This window comes from Prochlorococcus sp. G4PB17, from assembly GCF_059772445.1.
Genome location: NZ_CM186288.1, coordinates 922,679 through 938,197 on the forward strand (window position 1 = coordinate 922,679; position 15,519 = coordinate 938,197).

24 protein-coding genes and 1 tRNA gene are annotated in these 15,519 nt (G+C 32.7%); 15 read left to right on the forward strand and 10 right to left on the reverse strand.

Annotation, left to right across the window (positions count from 1 at the left end):
- Positions 1-24: 24 nt before the first annotated feature.
- Positions 25-1,611: a phosphoglycerate dehydrogenase gene (gene serA, locus AC6EJB_RS05640; protein WP_498492852.1), complete on the reverse strand. Its 1,587-nt coding sequence runs from the start codon at positions 1,609-1,611 to the stop codon at positions 25-27.
- A gap of 104 nt (positions 1,612-1,715) precedes the next feature.
- Here serA and AC6EJB_RS05645 point away from each other — a divergent pair, with 104 nt between their 5' ends.
- The 3 genes from AC6EJB_RS05645 to AC6EJB_RS05655 all read left to right on the forward strand — a co-directional run bounded on the left by AC6EJB_RS05645 (position 1,716) and on the right by AC6EJB_RS05655 (position 3,355).
- Positions 1,716-2,285, forward strand: a complete 570-nt coding sequence (locus AC6EJB_RS05645) for a hypothetical protein (RefSeq protein WP_498492854.1) — start codon at positions 1,716-1,718, stop codon at positions 2,283-2,285.
- Between the two features lie 142 nt (positions 2,286-2,427).
- Positions 2,428-3,216, forward strand: coding sequence for a photosystem II electron transport protein, Sll1252 family (locus tag AC6EJB_RS05650; protein ID WP_498492856.1), 789 nt, complete (start codon positions 2,428-2,430; stop codon positions 3,214-3,216).
- 67 nt (positions 3,217-3,283) lie between these two features.
- Positions 3,284-3,355: transfer RNA gene (locus AC6EJB_RS05655), tRNA-Val, on the forward strand.
- A 66-nt stretch (positions 3,356-3,421) separates the two neighbouring features.
- Here AC6EJB_RS05655 and AC6EJB_RS05660 read toward each other — a convergent pair.
- Positions 3,422-3,568: a hypothetical protein gene (locus AC6EJB_RS05660; RefSeq protein ID WP_498492858.1), complete on the reverse strand. Its 147-nt coding sequence runs from the start codon at positions 3,566-3,568 to the stop codon at positions 3,422-3,424.
- A 289-nt stretch (positions 3,569-3,857) separates the two neighbouring features.
- On the opposite strand from AC6EJB_RS05660, the gene murD reads away from it, so the two are divergent.
- The 4 genes from murD to AC6EJB_RS05680 all read left to right on the forward strand — a co-directional run bounded on the left by murD (position 3,858) and on the right by AC6EJB_RS05680 (position 6,506).
- Positions 3,858-5,267 (forward strand): UDP-N-acetylmuramoyl-L-alanine--D-glutamate ligase, encoded by a 1,410-nt coding sequence (murD, locus tag AC6EJB_RS05665; RefSeq protein WP_498492859.1) that lies wholly within the window; start codon positions 3,858-3,860, stop codon positions 5,265-5,267.
- Between the two features lie 94 nt (positions 5,268-5,361).
- Complete coding sequence (locus tag AC6EJB_RS05670) at positions 5,362-5,670, forward strand: MATH domain-containing protein (protein ID WP_498492861.1); 309 nt, start codon at positions 5,362-5,364, stop codon at positions 5,668-5,670.
- Positions 5,671-5,787: 117 nt separating this feature from the next.
- Positions 5,788-6,210, forward strand: coding sequence for a hypothetical protein (locus tag AC6EJB_RS05675; RefSeq protein ID WP_498492862.1), 423 nt, complete (start codon positions 5,788-5,790; stop codon positions 6,208-6,210).
- 47 nt (positions 6,211-6,257) lie between these two features.
- Complete coding sequence (locus tag AC6EJB_RS05680) at positions 6,258-6,506, forward strand: hypothetical protein (RefSeq protein WP_498492863.1); 249 nt, start codon at positions 6,258-6,260, stop codon at positions 6,504-6,506.
- On the opposite strand, the gene AC6EJB_RS05685 is transcribed toward AC6EJB_RS05680, so the two are convergent.
- The 3 genes from AC6EJB_RS05685 to AC6EJB_RS05695 all read right to left on the reverse strand — a co-directional run bounded on the left by AC6EJB_RS05685 (position 6,503) and on the right by AC6EJB_RS05695 (position 8,713).
- On the reverse strand, positions 6,503-7,369 hold the full coding sequence (locus AC6EJB_RS05685; RefSeq protein ID WP_498492865.1) for an EamA family transporter: 867 nt from the start codon (positions 7,367-7,369) through the stop codon (positions 6,503-6,505). The two genes, AC6EJB_RS05680 and AC6EJB_RS05685, sit on opposite strands and share 4 nt — an antisense overlap.
- A gap of 95 nt (positions 7,370-7,464) precedes the next feature.
- Positions 7,465-8,226: a GAF domain-containing protein gene (locus AC6EJB_RS05690; RefSeq protein ID WP_498492866.1), complete on the reverse strand. Its 762-nt coding sequence runs from the start codon at positions 8,224-8,226 to the stop codon at positions 7,465-7,467.
- Positions 8,227-8,464: 238 nt separating this feature from the next.
- Positions 8,465-8,713 carry a DUF8653 family protein gene (locus AC6EJB_RS05695; protein WP_498492867.1) on the reverse strand — a complete coding sequence of 83 codons (249 nt, stop codon included), beginning with the start codon at positions 8,711-8,713 and terminating at the stop codon, positions 8,465-8,467.
- 435 nt (positions 8,714-9,148) lie between these two features.
- On the opposite strand from AC6EJB_RS05695, the gene AC6EJB_RS05700 reads away from it, so the two are divergent.
- Positions 9,149-9,547, forward strand: coding sequence for a DoxX family protein (locus AC6EJB_RS05700; protein WP_498492869.1), 399 nt, complete (start codon positions 9,149-9,151; stop codon positions 9,545-9,547).
- Between the two features lie 8 nt (positions 9,548-9,555).
- Here AC6EJB_RS05700 and AC6EJB_RS05705 read toward each other — a convergent pair whose 3' ends face one another.
- The gene (locus AC6EJB_RS05705) at positions 9,556-9,936 is read right to left on the reverse strand and encodes an OsmC family protein (RefSeq protein WP_498492871.1); all 381 of its coding nucleotides are present in this window, start codon (positions 9,934-9,936) and stop codon (positions 9,556-9,558) included.
- Positions 9,937-10,146: 210 nt separating this feature from the next.
- Between AC6EJB_RS05705 and AC6EJB_RS05710 the strand changes: the two genes are divergently transcribed.
- Positions 10,147-10,518, forward strand: coding sequence for a DUF8671 domain-containing protein (locus AC6EJB_RS05710; RefSeq protein WP_498492872.1), 372 nt, complete (start codon positions 10,147-10,149; stop codon positions 10,516-10,518).
- A gap of 465 nt (positions 10,519-10,983) precedes the next feature.
- Here AC6EJB_RS05710 and AC6EJB_RS05715 read toward each other — a convergent pair whose 3' ends face one another.
- From AC6EJB_RS05715 to AC6EJB_RS05725, 3 genes are read right to left on the reverse strand one after another with little or no spacing between them, the layout of a single operon-like run.
- Positions 10,984-11,133, reverse strand: a complete 150-nt coding sequence (locus tag AC6EJB_RS05715) for a high light inducible protein (RefSeq protein ID WP_498492106.1) — start codon at positions 11,131-11,133, stop codon at positions 10,984-10,986.
- On the reverse strand, positions 11,133-11,252 hold the full coding sequence (locus AC6EJB_RS05720) for a high light inducible protein (RefSeq protein WP_011294968.1): 120 nt from the start codon (positions 11,250-11,252) through the stop codon (positions 11,133-11,135). Before AC6EJB_RS05720 ends, AC6EJB_RS05715 begins: the two co-directional genes overlap by 1 nt.
- A 7-nt stretch (positions 11,253-11,259) precedes the next feature.
- A complete protein-coding gene (locus AC6EJB_RS05725; protein WP_011125327.1) occupies positions 11,260-11,367 on the reverse strand; it encodes a high light inducible protein in 108 nt (35 codons plus the stop codon).
- Between the two features lie 196 nt (positions 11,368-11,563).
- Here AC6EJB_RS05725 and AC6EJB_RS05730 point away from each other — a divergent pair, with 196 nt between their 5' ends.
- The 6 genes from AC6EJB_RS05730 (at position 11,564) to AC6EJB_RS05755 (ending at position 14,955) form a co-directional block, all read left to right on the forward strand.
- Positions 11,564-11,824: a hypothetical protein gene (locus AC6EJB_RS05730; protein WP_498492873.1), complete on the forward strand. Its 261-nt coding sequence runs from the start codon at positions 11,564-11,566 to the stop codon at positions 11,822-11,824.
- 332 nt (positions 11,825-12,156) lie between these two features.
- Positions 12,157-12,831 (forward strand): DUF3386 domain-containing protein, encoded by a 675-nt coding sequence (locus AC6EJB_RS05735; RefSeq protein ID WP_498492875.1) that lies wholly within the window; start codon positions 12,157-12,159, stop codon positions 12,829-12,831.
- A 120-nt stretch (positions 12,832-12,951) separates the two neighbouring features.
- Positions 12,952-13,497, forward strand: coding sequence for a hemagglutinin (locus AC6EJB_RS05740; RefSeq protein ID WP_498492876.1), 546 nt, complete (start codon positions 12,952-12,954; stop codon positions 13,495-13,497).
- A 505-nt stretch (positions 13,498-14,002) separates the two neighbouring features.
- Positions 14,003-14,227, forward strand: a complete 225-nt coding sequence (locus tag AC6EJB_RS05745; protein ID WP_498492878.1) for a hypothetical protein — start codon at positions 14,003-14,005, stop codon at positions 14,225-14,227.
- 46 nt (positions 14,228-14,273) lie between these two features.
- Positions 14,274-14,597: a hypothetical protein gene (locus tag AC6EJB_RS05750; RefSeq protein WP_498492879.1), complete on the forward strand. Its 324-nt coding sequence runs from the start codon at positions 14,274-14,276 to the stop codon at positions 14,595-14,597.
- Positions 14,598-14,784: 187 nt separating this feature from the next.
- Complete coding sequence (locus AC6EJB_RS05755; protein WP_269606777.1) at positions 14,785-14,955, forward strand: hypothetical protein; 171 nt, start codon at positions 14,785-14,787, stop codon at positions 14,953-14,955.
- 48 nt (positions 14,956-15,003) lie between these two features.
- Here the strand turns inward: AC6EJB_RS05755 and AC6EJB_RS05760 are convergent, their stop codons facing one another.
- Positions 15,004-15,210 (reverse strand): hypothetical protein, encoded by a 207-nt coding sequence (locus AC6EJB_RS05760; protein ID WP_498492881.1) that lies wholly within the window; start codon positions 15,208-15,210, stop codon positions 15,004-15,006.
- Between the last annotated feature and the right edge of the window lie 309 nt (positions 15,211-15,519).

The following is a 15,519-nucleotide window of genomic DNA, read 5'->3' on the forward strand; positions in this document are numbered from 1 at the left end:
TCTATAGTTTTTTCAACAAGCAATTTATAAAGTCACTGAATGAGCTTCGTTTATTCCTTGCATTGTAAGAATTGAATCCAACAATTCAGATGGGATAGGATCATCGATACTTAAAACCATAACCGCCTCACCTCTAACAATCCTTCTTCCTACTTGCATTGAAGCAATATTCACATTATGTTTTCCAAGCAGTGAACCTATCTGTCCAATTATTCCTGGCATATCCCTATGCCTTGTAAAAAGCATATGCCTACTTGGCACAAAATTTATCGGGTACTCATCAATACTTGTAATACCAAGATCCCCATCACCAAAAACAGTCCCAGAGACACTATGTCCACCTTTGTCGCTAAAGCTATCCAACTGCAAAGAACCTCGAGCAAACTCTGGGCTCAACTCATCCTTAATTTCAACAACATCAATACCACGTCCTTTGGCTTCCAATGAAGCGTTCACATAATTAATTTTATCTCCCAATGCACTGGTGAGTAATCCCTTCAAAGTTGCAATAACAAGAGGCTGAGATGGATGTTGAGCGAATTCACCTTGCAAACGGACTTCTAATTTTTGAATCTGTCCCCCTGAAATTTGACTAACTAATAGTCCTAATGTCTCTGCAAGTTTTAAATGTGGTTTAAGACTATCCATTATCTCTGCACTAAGTCCTGGAATATTTACGGCGCTGCGAGCAGGTAGGCCTAAAAGAACATCCCTAATTTGTTCTGCAACATCAATAGCCACATTTTGTTGAGCCTCAACAGTTGAAGCTCCTAGATGAGGTGTAAGTACCAAACCTTTTTTTACAGCACGTAGAGGAGAATTTTCAACTAAAGGCTCTTTTGCATAAACATCGATTGCAGCACCTTGAATAACATTTTCCTCTAATGCATGCGCTAAATCATTTTCATTAATAATCCCGCCCCTTGCACAATTAACCAATCTCGCAGTTGGTTTCATTTTTCTTAGAAGGTCAATATCAACTAAATTCTCTGTTTCAGGGGTCCTTGGAAGGTGAAGAGTTACATAATCAGATTCTTTGAACAACTCATCAAGCTCACTTAATCGAACCTGCATTTGCTGAGCTCTTTCACTAGAGACAAAAGGATCAAACCCAATGACGTCCATACCCATCGCATTCGCAACTTTTGCGACATGAGATCCAATCTTGCCAAGTCCAACTACTCCTAAAGTTTTCTTATAAAGCTCATTTCCTACATATTTCTTTCGATCCCAACCTCCAGAAAACATACTTGCATGAGCTTGAGGAATATTTCTAGATAATGCAAGAATCATTGCCAGAGCATGCTCAGCGGCAGCAATAGTGTTTCCACCTGGCGAATTAACAACTAAGACCCCCTTCCTAGTTGCGGTTGGGACATCAACATTATCTACGCCAACCCCTGCTCTGCCAATAATTCTCAATTTCTTTGCCTCAGCAATCACATCCGAGGTAACTTGAGTGCCAGAACGGATCATTAATCCGTCATAATCACAGATTATATTCTTTAACTCATCTATTGAAAGACCTACTTTTTGGTCAACCTGAGCAACCTGAGTAAGAATATCTATACCTGCTTGATCAATGGGATCAGAAACAAGAACTTTCGTCATTAAAGGCGATAAACGTGCCGATCTGAACTTTAGTGATCTATTTGCCTCTGACCAGAATTATGTTGAGCAGGATTGAATATCCAAACATTTCAAGGAGCTAATTAGTGTCCACATACGTCATCATCCTAAAAGAAAAGAAAACAGCAAAAGAGTTGCTATTGAAATTGAGAGAGGCTCAAACACCTATCCTTAATTGCGATCTTGTAGAACCATTGGATAATAAATCGGACCATGAGACTCAAAATTCGAAAGAATCTGAAGAAGTATTTGCCAATCAATCAAGTTTTAGTAATATCAAGCTTTTAAATCCAGCTCTTGCTCGTAAGGATCGCCAAAAAACATTAGCGACATGGTTAATACCCTTTGGTTTTATTGCAGGTATAAGCTTTTCTCAAATGACCGATCTGAAGACATTTGCAGATATGGGATTCCCAAATCAATTAGAGAAGCTTTTAGGTGGCCTAGTTGGAATGATTTCAGGAGCGCTGGGAAGTTTTTTTTCGGCTGGCGGCATTAGCCAAGAGACAGTTGATGATTTGAGAGCTCTTCGAAAAAAAAGTGAAGAAGGTTTTTGGTTGTTAATTCTAGAATTACCCATAGAAATAGAACCACCTTGGGCAATTCTAAAAGGAACAGCAGACACTCTTGAAATAATAACTGTAGTCAAAGAATAGTACTAAGTTAAATAATATTTAAACAAACTGACTAATAATATTAATAGTTTTGATCCAAGATTGTATATTAGAGTTTTCTGAACATAGAAGAAAAACAGGTTAGACTATTTATGTATAAAATGAGAAAATTCTATCTCTTTTGATGCATCTTCCAAAAGAAAAGATTCTATCGCAAAGTCCTTTTAGTAAGGAGTTAGAGACTTTGCTTCACTTGGCGGAAAAAGCCCTAAATCATAGAGAATTAGTATGGTCTCCTTTTGTATCTGCACAATTAATAGAGGAAGTTAAAAATAAATTTAATAACTTAAATGATCTTAGTCTTCTTTTCGAGGGAGGATTCCCGCGAGCAGAACGTCAAAGAATATGTTTCCTACGATCAGAAGAAGAGATTAACTATCCCTCTATCGATATTCCCATAAAGGGTATTTACCTTAAAGGTAATTTCTTGTTTGATAGAGCTGAACAAAATGATTTTAGAAATCTCTTACATGAACTTCATGCGCAAGCAGATGAGATTGGAGACATTTGGTTAATCAGAGATAGAGGAGCTCAGGCTATTTGCTCGAAAAAATGTGCCGATTCATTAAATCAAAAGAATGGAAAACTAAGAGAAGTTGAAATATCGATCCAGGCATTAGATTTAGGCGAAATGGAGGTCCCTTTTAATAGGCCAGAGAAAGTAATTAATACTGTTGAAGCATCTACTAGGATTGACGCAATAGCTTCTGCTGGTTTTGGATTATCAAGGTCAAAAATAACCAGCCAAATCAAGAAAGGATATTTGCGACTTAACTGGGCTTTGAATAATCAGCCAAGCAAATCTGTAAATATTGGAGACCTTATTCATTTAGAGAAAAAAGGTTCGCTTAAAGTTTTAAATATCGACAAAACGAAAAAAGAGCGTTGGAGAATCAAATTACTAAGGCAATGATTATTAGGTCCTATTGCCTGCTAACTTCATTGAGGTACTTAAAACTTAAGTCCTAATTGATTTATTAGGGCGATTAGCTCAGAGGTAGAGCACTACCTTGACACGGTAGGAGTCACTGGTTCGATTCCAGTATCGCCCATTCACCAAAAACCGATGGCGTACAAATTTAAATAATAAAAAATAATGGAGAAAGTTTTTAAAATCTTTACTTATCAAACATTTGATGAAGTTTTATCCATGTAATTTCACTCTCGCTCTGATCTGCTAAACCTTCTAGAGAATACTCAACATTCGTTGGCCCTTGAATTTCTTTTTGTTTTAAAATTTCAATCCCCTCAATTTTTGCAGCCATTAAACAGAAGCAAGTGCTTTTGCATTAAAACAACTTTTAAAGAATAAGCCAGAGTTATTAACGTTTTTTAATCTTATTAAAATCAATTTAAAAAATTTAAACTTCATATCCTAAAAAGGAAGGTTTTCAAGCATTAATGAGTAAAATATCTTTATTTAAAAATCAAAACAATACTAATATAAAAATATTTTATATTAGAGAGTATTCAAATTGCATGCAATCAAATTTTCCCAAGGGTAAGAGCTTCCTACCTACGAGAAAAACTATTTACATTAAAAACTAAATTAAATTGCCAAAACAAAAACAATCAAATCAAATACATATTGTACTTGGACTTGGCAGCTCAGGGATAAGTGCGGCAAAACTACTAAAATCAGAAGGGAAGAACGTTTTGGTATTAGAGAATAATTCAAATGAAAAACTAATAAATATATCTAATAAATTAAAATCAGAAGGAATCAAGGTTATTTTACTTGGGGAACCACTTCATATTAATAATTTCATGCCTTGGATAGAAAGAATTTCTTCAATTACTGTAAGTCCAGGAATAGATTGGGAGCATATAGCTCTAAAAGAATTAAGATGTAAAAATATCAATATTCATGGAGAAATAGAATTTGCATGGGAAAGATTAAACCATATTCCATCTGTTGGTATAACTGGAACTAATGGTAAAACTACTGTCACCAATATGCTTAATCATGTTCTTAAATTTAATAATTTAATTACTGATATGGGAGGAAATATTGGGAAACCTTTATCCAAAATTGCTTTAGAAAGTATGAAAAATAATTCCCAAGCATTAAACTGGCTAGTGCTAGAATTAAGTAGTTATCAAATTGAAAGCTCACCAAAAGTAGCACCAAATATAGGTATATGGACAACATTTACACCAGATCATTTAGAAAGACATAATGATATGGAAACTTATTTCAAAATAAAACGTAGTTTACTAGAAAAATCATCTATTCGTATTTATAATTCTGATGATAAATATTTATCCAGTAAAAGAAAAGAATTACCCAAAGGTATATGGGTTGGAACAAAACAGCAGTCCTTCTATGCTCAATATCCAAAATTCTGGATCGATCAAAAAGGTTATATAATTGAAGACCAAAAACAACTATTTCATAGTTCTATACTTAAGTTACCTGGTAAACATAATTTGCAAAACCTCTTGCTTGTAACAGCAGCAGCCAGAGAAATAGGTCTTGATCATTCATCAATAGCTTCATCTATAAATTCATTTAAATCAATCTCCCATAGATTAGAATATTTAGGAAAGGTAAACAATTTAAGTTTTTACAACGACAGTAAAGCCACTAACTTCGACTCTTCACTAACTGGTTTAAGGTCTATTCCCTATCCAATAGTTTTACTAGCTGGTGGTATACAAAAGAAAGGAGATTATCTGCCGTGGATGAAACAAGTAAAGCAATCTACCAATGGGATAGTTTTATTTGGACTTAGTGCAAATAATTTAAAGGAAGCATTATTAATGTCTTCTTATAGAGGAGAAATAATTGTCAAACAAAATCTAGAAGAAGCCACAATAGCATCTATTTATATGGCAAGAAAAACAAATTCCAAAAGCATACTATTGTCACCAGCCTGTGCAAGTTTTGATCAATACCAAAACTACGAAGAACGAGGAGATCATTTCAAAAAACTAGTTAAAAAGTATAGAGATATCAAGTGATATATTTTAAAAATTGTATTTAATTTGGTCGGGGATCCACCCTTGGAAACCATTTTACGCATGATAATTTATATACAGATTTTATATATATAAGTTGAACCACAATCAATTCTCACAAAACGCTATTAGTCACAAAGAATTAAATGACTTTTTGATCAAAGCCAAAAAAGATATATCTTCAATTAATAGCTCTAAGAACGATCAAATCAATGAAAATCAAGAATTCAATGATTTAATTCAAACCTGGATGGAAACTAGTCAAAAAATATTACTCATGATGCATAAGGAAGAGAAAATTTTAACTGAAAATAGAAATCCAAAATCTCTTATGGCCTTTGGGGCTATGGGAGCACATATAAATATGGCTTTACAAGCACTCAAAGCAACAGAACCTGATCAATGAGTGTCAAATATAAGGAAGTTTATTACATAAAAAATGAAAAGAACTAAATGTACTTTCAAAAAAATATAATTAAGAATTAAATCCCTAATTCAAGAAGGGTTATACAAGTATCTTATTTTGTCAGAAAAAAATCAAAATCCTCTAGTTCTCGTTCCAGAGTCAACAGCTAAGTTGATGAAGTCGATATCAGGCAAAAGTAAAGGATCGGTTGATGATTTGATTTATTGTCACCTTTATGGAGTTGTAGGTGATTGGTACCTTTCTGAGATATCAGAAGACAGAGAAAAAGCCTTTGGATTTCAAATAATAAATTCTGAACCTGTTTGGGAAATGGATAATTGGTTAACTAATTCCAGTAAATGGGGAGAAATCCCGATAAAAGTACTGCAAGAACTTGTCAATGAGAAATTTTTAAAAGAGAAAGATATTCGTTTTTTAATTACAAGAGATTTATTTTGGGAACCTATTCAGTTTTCAGCAATTAATATTGATCAAAATACTCTTTTCTATCCTGGTACTACTGATAGAAATTTATCTTGAATACATTAGAGACAGAATCAAACCTACCTAAATAATTCCTAATTAAAATGAAAGAAATAGAAGACCACAAAAGCGATCCTATTTATTTACTAACAAAAGCTGTTGAGCAAGGGGATCCTCAAGTTTCCAAAGAAATCAAGAATCGGCTAGATAAATCTGATGACCCTTCAGAAATGAGATATTTGGAAGGATTGCTCATCCTACTCGGTGAAAAACCTGGAGAACTAGAAGATCCACCCGACGTCGAAGATGATCCAGATGAATATTGGCAAGAAAATGATTACTTTGAGGTCTAAATCAAAGCAATAGAAACTCCAATAAAAGATAAAAAAGAATAAAAAATTGTTAATTGATTTATTTGATCTCCCTCTTTTTGTGAAATAAAAAGTGCACAAATAGGAGAAAGACTCAACAAAGTCCAACCAACCCCAATAGGTAAAAATTTAAAAACTATCTGTTGAAATAATATTCCACAATTGGTACCAATTAAGGTTGATAAAATTAAATTTGAATGATTTTGTTTAGTTATTGATCTATTTTTAAGAAGATTCACAAAATCTTTTTTAAAAATTAAAAATAAAAATATTGATGCTGATAAAAGTCTAATTTCAGTAGTTTCCAAAGGGGTTAATGTAGAGTTTGTTAAAATTACTCTTGACATTAAAGCTGCCAAAACAGCACAAAAGACTGACCCTAATGCGCAGAGGATTCCAAGAATATTTGTTTCTCTAGAGTCCTCTCTCTGGGATGTATTTTGACGTACAATCATTAATAAAGAAAAAGAAACAATCAAAGATCCTATCCATACTTTTTGAGGATAAATTTCATTGATACTCAATGTTCCTAAAGTAGTTGCAATTATTGGTGTTAACGCTTCAAATGAAAGAGTTTTTCTAGTCCCTATGATTTTTAAAGAATTTATATATAAAGTATCCCCAATAGAAATACCTACTATTCCACTTAGCATCAAAACAATAATGGAGAATACATCAGAAAACCAACTTATCGTTAAGACAACTGGCAAAAAGAAAATTGAAGCAAGAACATTTTTATAAATATTGATTTGCCTAGGTAGCAAGTATTCAGATTCTCTACGCCAAATAGAACAAGCAAAAGTCCAAGATAATACTGCAGATATTGCCGCAAAAAAACCAATCATATTTTAAACTTTTTGATAAAATAAACTTTAAACGAATTCAATATTCATCAAAAGTTTAGAAATGAATTAACTCAAACAAATTTATTTTTAGGTAACTAACTACTTTTTTTGCATTCTGACTTGTTTGTTTTACTATTTAAATTAAGTTTTTCATCACTCCAAACTTCTAATACATCAGGGAAGTGCTTCTCCATACATAAATCACAAATCCCATGACTGAAACGAATATCTGCAATTTTTGAGAGGTATTTTTCTAGATGCTGCCACTCACCATCAGCATCCCTGACCTCTTTGCAATATGAACATGTCGTTAAAATACCCTCCGTTTTATGCATATGGGTAAGAGCATCAAGAAGACGAAGAGATCTTTTACGAAGTTCCAATAAGGTTACAACCTGTCTAGATAATGCCTCCATAATTTGATGCTGTTGACCAGACAAATGTCCCGGCTTTCTATCGATCACGCAGAGAGTTCCTATTCGCTGATCATTTGGAGTTTGCAAAGGGAATCCAGCATACAAACGAATTTTTGGTTCTTTAACCACCAAAGGATTTGATTTAAATCGCTCATCTAAAAGAGCATCCTCAATAATCAACGGTTCTGGACTAACAATTGCATGAGCACAAAAAGAAACGTCCCTTGAGGTTTCTTTCGTTTCAAAGCCACACATTGATTTAAACCATTGCTTATCTGTATCAACCAAGCTCATTAAAGAAATAGGAGCTCCACAAGTTAAAGAGGCAATTTTCGTTATGTCGTCATAACATTGCTCAGGCTGAGTACCTAAAATCCTATACTCAGCAAGAGCTCTTAAGCGCTCTTCTTCATTGCTTATTTTTGGGGCACCAAAACCCAAAGTAATTCCTTGATTTATATGAGTTAAGAATAGATAGTATTGGCTGTGAAAAGCATATCTCTTCTCAATAATAAATAATTAAGTTTTTATAAGAAAAATTTCAACAAAGTTAAAGTTAAAATTTAATCACAAAAAGACAAAACATGCTAGAAAATCTATCAAAGATAGCTTCTCATGCATTTCTTTTTTTTTCTTTTCTTTTCTTTTTAAATAAATTAGGAAAATACTTTAATTTTTTTTAAAAGGTCTTCGTAGTCCTAATTTTAAAACTACCTTTAGTTATCAAAGTATCATCGCTAACATCTAGCCCTTTGACGCTTGAGATCTGTCCTTCTAGCCCCTCTAATTGCAGTTGATCGATCATCTGCTGAATAACCTGACTTTCCACTAATTTTTGATCAATCATTTCTGGAGTCATCTTCTCAAATAATTTACCTGCTTTAGAGGCAACTACATCTGATGCATTAGTAATTTTGAGAAGAATCATAATTAATTCAAAACCTAGATAGATTTAAATCAAATTAAATTTATTTATAGTAAACACTATATAAAGCAATCAGTACTGTAATGTTAAAGAATTATGGAAATATAATTCAACTAAAAATCAATATAAAAATTTGAATCAAAGCTAAGCATATAAAGACCCAAAGTAATATCATTCCTATTTTATTATGGAAAGAACCCCTCTTATAAAATGATGGACCTGAGTCCCAATCCCTTGTCATTATTAAAAGTCAAATAATATAAAAATAACATAGCAATATATTTGCATTTTAATTACACTCTAAAAAAAGTAATACAATTTAAAATTATAATTGAAAAATAGAACAATATCCACGAAAACAAAGTATATATTACATAATAATATTAAGAATTCAAAAATTTCCAAAAGAAATTAACTTTTATCCCTGATACTGAGTAAATGAATTTTGAACAAACAAGAAATCTAATTGGAAGAATATTAATTTCAGCAATATTTATTTATGCAATTCCTGGAAAAATAATAAATTTCGAACAAACTATTGAAGTTATCATAAATAGAAACATACCATCGATTTTAGCACCATTTTTATTAATTCTTGCAATTATTTGCTTGATTTTTGGTTCAATACTTTTCATTTCAGGATTTAAACAAAAATTAGGTGTATATCTTCTACTAACATTCATAGTCCCAACAACTTTTATTTTTCATTTTTCCCCTTTCCAAGCAAAAGCAGTATTAATGAATGCTGGACTAATGGGGGGCTTGATACTTGGTCTAAGCAATTTAAAAGGTAACTCACTTAAAAAACTTTTTTATAACCAAAAAATCAAAAAATAATTTTGAATTTAAATTTTTGTTTTGTGCCAATTCAATTTAATATCCACAGAGCTCTGAAGATTAAGTTTTACAGGGCAGTCTTCAGCTATTCTTTGAAGGATTTTATACTTGCGAGAATCTAATTCAGATGACATAAAAATTTCTAGCACAAGAGTTTTTATTTTTCTAGGCCCCTCTGATGTCATTGTTTTGTAAACATCAATCTTAATATTGCCAAGGTTCCACCCTCTACGTTTTGCCTCAATGCCCATAATTGTTATTACGCAAGTCCCCAAAGATGAAGCTAATAAATCAGTAGGAGCAAAATCTTTTCCTTCACCATCATGGTCTTTAGGTGCATCAGTATGAATAACACTCCCTGAAAAAGAATGTTTTGCTTCAGTCTGCAAATCTCCAAGATAGCTGCAACTGATCTTCGTAGAATTGAAAGAAGGATCTTTTGAGTTTTTGATTTGAAGGACCTGTTGTATTATTTTATTTTACCGAAACCATATTATTATCGAGCTTCAAATAAGTTCTATTATCAGAGAAAATGAGTATTTATAACAAAAAAATTAATACCATTTTTACCATATAAATTTCTCTGCTACAAAAAATAAATGGTTTTTATTTCATTTTTTCTTAGTTTACTTATTACTCTCACTCCTTCTTCAGATTTCAATTGCGATGGAGATAGATTAACAGCAACTATAAGAAACAACTTAAATGGAGATTTCGCAATAACTGATGATCTTGAAAATATTGATAAAGGCGCATTTATCGTTCTTAATTGGAGAGATACCAACCTCATGCTCCCAGTATCTTTTAAGGTCGGTGACATCTCCTTTACAGACAAGAAATGGTTGTGGAGTTATAAGGATGACAAAAATGGATTAAGAATGGATGAACCCAGATTGGCTAAACTTTTACCTAATGGGGAAATTAAAGAATTTTCTTGTGAGGCTATTTACATGGAAGACAGAGTTTCATAAAGAAACTCTTAAGCAGGAAATAATCCGGACATGATATGGCTAGGTATTAAGTAGTTGAAAAAATTTGCGTGACTGTATCAAGATCAAAGAGATTTGTATTTGTAGATACAAAGAAAGAGGTAAACAAAAAACAAATTTTTATTTTTGGATCAATAATTGCTAGTGGCTGCCTGAGCGGTGCTTTTTTAATCGCATTTTATATTGAATACCTTCATAATCCAGCTTTTCACAGCTTTATTCAATCAAAGGGAATATTTCTTTGAATTTTGAGTTCATTGATATTAGATATTCATTTTAAAATAAAAAAAGCTCTCAATATCGAGAGCTTTCTTCACTTGAAGTTTAAACATTCCTTGGGAGCTTTCAGTAATAGAGTCTAATGTCAATAACTGCTGAAGGTAAACCAACAATTGCTAAACATCAATTCAAAAGTTCAGTTATTTTTCAAATAACTTTTTAATGAAGTTATACAAAACCAGGGATGATTTGACCTGTTGTTGCATATGCACCAACTAAAGCAATGCATCCAAACAATGCTGCATAGCCATTAAGTCTTTCAGCAGTTACCTTTTCGGGGTCAATTTTCCTACTGTTGTTGTCGTTTTGAATAGTCATTACACGACACCTGGGATAAGTTGGCCAGTTGTTAGGTAGATACCTGTTAGGAGAACGAAAGCCATCATTGCTGGTCTTCCGATACTTCTTTCTAGGATTGTCTTGTTAGAAGGTTGCATAATAAATTTAGAAGATTCCAGGAATTATTTGTCCTGTTGTTGCATATGCACCGAAGGCTGCAACGAAGCCAAGCATTGCTGCCCAACCATTAAACTTTTCTGCTTCAGGAGTCATTTGAAAATGAAGTAGTTAATGTAAAGTAATGTAACGGGCTCATGCCTTTGATTGATGGTGGGCAACCGAACATACTAGTAAAAATGATCAAATACATTAGAAAAATCTATATAAAAAACGAAACTTAAATCAAACCTTTTCTTTGAATCACTTGTTAAATTCCTATAATCTTAAGTAATAAAATTAGGAAATAATTTTGTACGACCCCTCGATCGGACAAGAATCTCTCACTACAGTTGATGTTGTAGGCGTACTTGTCGGACATATCCTGTTTGGCGTTGCCGCTACACTTTTAGTTGATTGGAGTTGGATCCCCTTAAGTCCTCAACAAAGAGAAAGTGGTCGATCACTAAAAGAAATCAAAAGAAGCTGGGGTTGGGATGAAAAAACTGATAACAAGGATGAATCTCTAAGCCAAGAAAATAGAAAGTCCTATGTTGAAGAAAATAACCAATAATCTTTTAATTGCTAATCAGGTCAAATGATTTGCAGTCATTTGTATTATATAATCTGAAGAAATTTTAAAGATATATTAAAAATAGGTAGCAAGGATTTTTTAACTCAGGGATTTTTTTGCGTAAAAGCTATTTCATGCATGTTCTTGGCTATCAAAAATAATAACCTTAAATAAAAATGTAATTAAACATTAATTCTTGGAAAGTAATTTATCTGTGTTTATTACTCATAAAAATCACTATAGGTAACTATAAGTAATTGTGTTTCTAAATATATTTTTAATTAGTTTATTAAAATCTTTAACTGACTAAAATAAATCATAAACCGAGTTTTATGCTTACCAAAGAAATGAAAGGATCAGATTGTACGCATTTATTTAAGTCTGCCTATGAAAATCGCTACACGTGGGAATCAGATTTTTCAGGTTATCAAGGTAGATGTTCTTGGACAGATGGCGAAAAAGAAGTAGAAGGAAGCTTTTGCTTAGGACAAGATTTAAAAGCCACTGTTAAAGAAATAGATGACGAAGAAATACACAAAGCCATTTCTTCACAACTTTGGGAAGTTGCAATTCATAGAGTTAGAAGATCATTTGAACAAACCCATGGTAAAAACACCTTTACTTTTGGAGATAGAAATGAAATTGGCTCAGAAATTATAGTTGGAGGAAAAAACGAAGGTGACAAATACAGGGTCAAAAACGATGTTGTCACCATGGTTTATAGGCATATTCATGGAAATCTAATAATCATCCACACTAAGGATGTGACTCACACTGGCAATGGCTACTTAAGCAAGAGTTATTCCAGCCAATATCTTGATCCGATTTCAAAGAAAGATTTAAAGGGAAAAAGCTTTTACAAAGATACTTTTATACCTTTATTCAAAGGTGGGCCCTGGGTTTTAGCCTCTAGATCCATACATCAAGAGTCCTCAGAAGGTTCAATAATAAATAAACAAATATTTTCTTTTTCGGAGTTAAAAAGTCTTGGTTCTGAGCAAGGATAGTTTACGGTAAATAGCCAGAAAAATAATTTATATAAGAATATCTACCCAGGTGAAAACCGAGATTTATAAATTAACTATTTTCGATTATGAATGAGATGTGAACACAGGAGGGGCTTAGACATGCTTCTTCAATTTGTCCCTATTCATGTTTTTCGTGAAACACCTCAAGTATCATTTTTTGATGCAGGCGTAAATGGATCAAATGGCGCCGACGTTGTCATCCATCACAAAAATGCCATATCTCCACCTGATGACGGCAACTTTGAGCAATATTACATCCACCATCATCAAATTGATCATAATTTAGTGATTGAGGGTAATCGAAAATTCACTCTGATTAACCCTACATGGGATGAGCCGCATCATGTGATTTTTTTAACTAGGGCAATGGGTGCACTGCAAATACCAATTGGAACTTATCACCGATCAGAGTCAGGGAAAGAAGGTAGTATTGTTTTGAATCAAGCAACTAGAGATAATTCATTTGATCAAACAAAAGAATTCTCACCAGTTAGCCTTAGATCAAACAAACAACTAAGAAAATCTAGACAGGCTCATCCCGTTTACTGGATTTGGGAAGAAGAAAGAATAAAAAGAGTAAAACTTGATTGCACAGGGTTTTCTAAGAACATTGAGTTTGAACCTTTAATACCTGCGCATAAATAAACACAATAATCCAGCATATTTTTTAAATTAGATAAACTAGAATAATGTGCTCAATGCTTCTCAAACTCAACCTGGATTTATTGTTTAGCTGCTTTTTTGAGTGTTTTTGAAGTCCTATTATTCTTTTTAGCCAGATCAGCCTTGCTTGGATTAGGAATACTGAACTGAGTTAGTAATTTCATGAAAATTATGAGAAATTAAAAAATATTCAAAACTTAATAAATAACTAATCATTATCAACTTGAAACTCTTTTAATGAGTCTCCGTAATAACTCATAGCCAATTGAAGCAAAACCCAGTTCACAGCTCTAGACATTGTGACCTCGAAATGAATTCAACTTAAAGATGGCTTATGTTTCAAAGCTTTGCTATGAGTAATTATTATTTTTAAAGGATTTAAAAAATCCGTTGCTAATCAAAAATGAAATTAGTCATCAATTTTAGTTCTAAGAACAAGTAAAGATAAGTAATTATTCATAGCATTTATGCATTTTAAATATAAACTTTGGTCATAAAAGCAATGGAAAGGTATTACATGGTTTTTCTATCGAATCCTCAGGTGTGGCACTTACCTGGCACTTGGTCTGAACAACCTATTGATGGTCCTTACTTGGGAATGACCCCAAGTCAATTAACTTGGTTGGCTGCATCGATTTTGGTAACTCTATTGATAGCTTTTAGTATTTACATCCTTGAGACGAACAACTCAAAGCGTAAAAGAAGTTCTTAGAATAATTTGAATTATTAAAATCGATTTACTTGGTAAGTGATATTTCATGACTTATTTAATTTTGTATTTTGTTTGCATAGCTTCAATTTGGTGGATTTATCGTGTTGGATGGACTGAAGCTCTAAAGACCATTCTCAGTGTTTTGATTCCTTCTTTATTAATTATTCTTTTTAATGTCAAAGCAGGACGACTCATATTCAAAAATCCTGCAGTTGGGATCATAAGTGTTCTTCCTACCGCCATTTTAATTTATCAAGGATCAAAACCTCTTGTATTTGGAATTAATAGTTGGATAGATAGGAAAAGAAACGAATTTGTTGATTCAAAAGAAGTGGTTGATGCCGAAGTGATTTCGAAAGAGGAAGCGTAAATTTTGAATTTAACAACATAGTCATAGTTAGAGATTTGAAGCGAAAAGAACTCTCAACCCTTTTATAGAGATCTATTTCCCATTGAAGAAAAGTGGGTTATATTTTGAATTTCTAAAAAATTAGGAGTTTCTTTATTCTTTTATTAGTTATATTTGTTGAACGCTTTAGATAAATGGCAATAATAAAGTGATTAATAATTCAACCATGACAGATAACGAGCCAAAGTGGGATTACACCACCAAAGAAGGAAATTTTGCTGCAGGAGCAGCCGTTGTTGGAGGGAATTTACTAGTTCTTATTATTTACATTCTTTATAGAACGGTTCCCTCTGTTCACCATTTCATTATCGGGAGATAACTCAAGCGTTACCTAGAGAACAACTCCAATTATTGGAGAACAGAATTCTCAGTATCTTCGGTTACTTTTTGATTGCGTCCAGATGAAAGCCAATAAAAAAGCCATTCCAATTAAAGGTAGAAGGGTTTTAATTAACCCAACTAGAGCCAAAACCCCTATACCGACAGAGCTATAAATTGCCCATTTCGGAACATATCTACCTGCTCCGCTCCCTTTATTACTTGAGGGGGAAATTACTTCTGGATCAATAGCCATTTTCAACTGAAAGATAATCTATCTTTTATCAGAATAAATTCATTCAAAAGGAAAACAAGCACCTAATGGATAATGTAATCATGAGAATTTGTTGATAACCATATCCTCGTATATAAGTTTAATGAAGCATCTATGTATTTTTAGTTTCTTCGAATAGTCCCAAAAAAGTCCATGCTATTAATGAGATAAGCCCTATTAGCAATAAAATCATAGCAAAAGTAAATTTCCCTAAAAAAAGAACTGCAATAGCTGTTGTTATGAAAATCAAAGAAAAAATTAGATAAATATTGGGAGAGATTTTTTTCAGAA

Coding starts and splice junctions, on each gene's coding strand:
- AC6EJB_RS05725 (WP_011125327.1), bottom strand. CDS start 11,367: ATGACTCCTGAAGCAGAAAAGTTTAATGGTTGGGCAGCAATGCTTGGC.
- AC6EJB_RS05715 (WP_498492106.1), bottom strand. CDS start 11,133: ATGACTATTCAAAACGACAACAACAGTAGGAAAATTGACCCCGAAAAG.
- AC6EJB_RS05760 (WP_498492881.1), bottom strand. CDS start 15,210: ATGGCTATTGATCCAGAAGTAATTTCCCCCTCAAGTAATAAAGGGAGC.
- AC6EJB_RS05695 (WP_498492867.1), bottom strand. CDS start 8,713: ATGATTCTTCTCAAAATTACTAATGCATCAGATGTAGTTGCCTCTAAA.
- AC6EJB_RS05650 (WP_498492856.1), top strand. CDS start 2,428: ATGCATCTTCCAAAAGAAAAGATTCTATCGCAAAGTCCTTTTAGTAAG.
- AC6EJB_RS05720 (WP_011294968.1), bottom strand. CDS start 11,252: ATGCAACCTTCTAACAAGACAATCCTAGAAAGAAGTATCGGAAGACCA.
- serA (WP_498492852.1), bottom strand. CDS start 1,611: ATGACGAAAGTTCTTGTTTCTGATCCCATTGATCAAGCAGGTATAGAT.
- AC6EJB_RS05740 (WP_498492876.1), top strand. CDS start 12,952: ATGCTTCTTCAATTTGTCCCTATTCATGTTTTTCGTGAAACACCTCAA.
- AC6EJB_RS05680 (WP_498492863.1), top strand. CDS start 6,258: ATGAAAGAAATAGAAGACCACAAAAGCGATCCTATTTATTTACTAACA.
- AC6EJB_RS05700 (WP_498492869.1), top strand. CDS start 9,149: ATGAATTTTGAACAAACAAGAAATCTAATTGGAAGAATATTAATTTCA.
- AC6EJB_RS05750 (WP_498492879.1), top strand. CDS start 14,274: ATGACTTATTTAATTTTGTATTTTGTTTGCATAGCTTCAATTTGGTGG.
- AC6EJB_RS05660 (WP_498492858.1), bottom strand. CDS start 3,568: ATGGCTGCAAAAATTGAGGGGATTGAAATTTTAAAACAAAAAGAAATT.
- AC6EJB_RS05685 (WP_498492865.1), bottom strand. CDS start 7,369: ATGATTGGTTTTTTTGCGGCAATATCTGCAGTATTATCTTGGACTTTT.
- AC6EJB_RS05735 (WP_498492875.1), top strand. CDS start 12,157: ATGCTTACCAAAGAAATGAAAGGATCAGATTGTACGCATTTATTTAAG.
- AC6EJB_RS05710 (WP_498492872.1), top strand. CDS start 10,147: ATGGTTTTTATTTCATTTTTTCTTAGTTTACTTATTACTCTCACTCCT.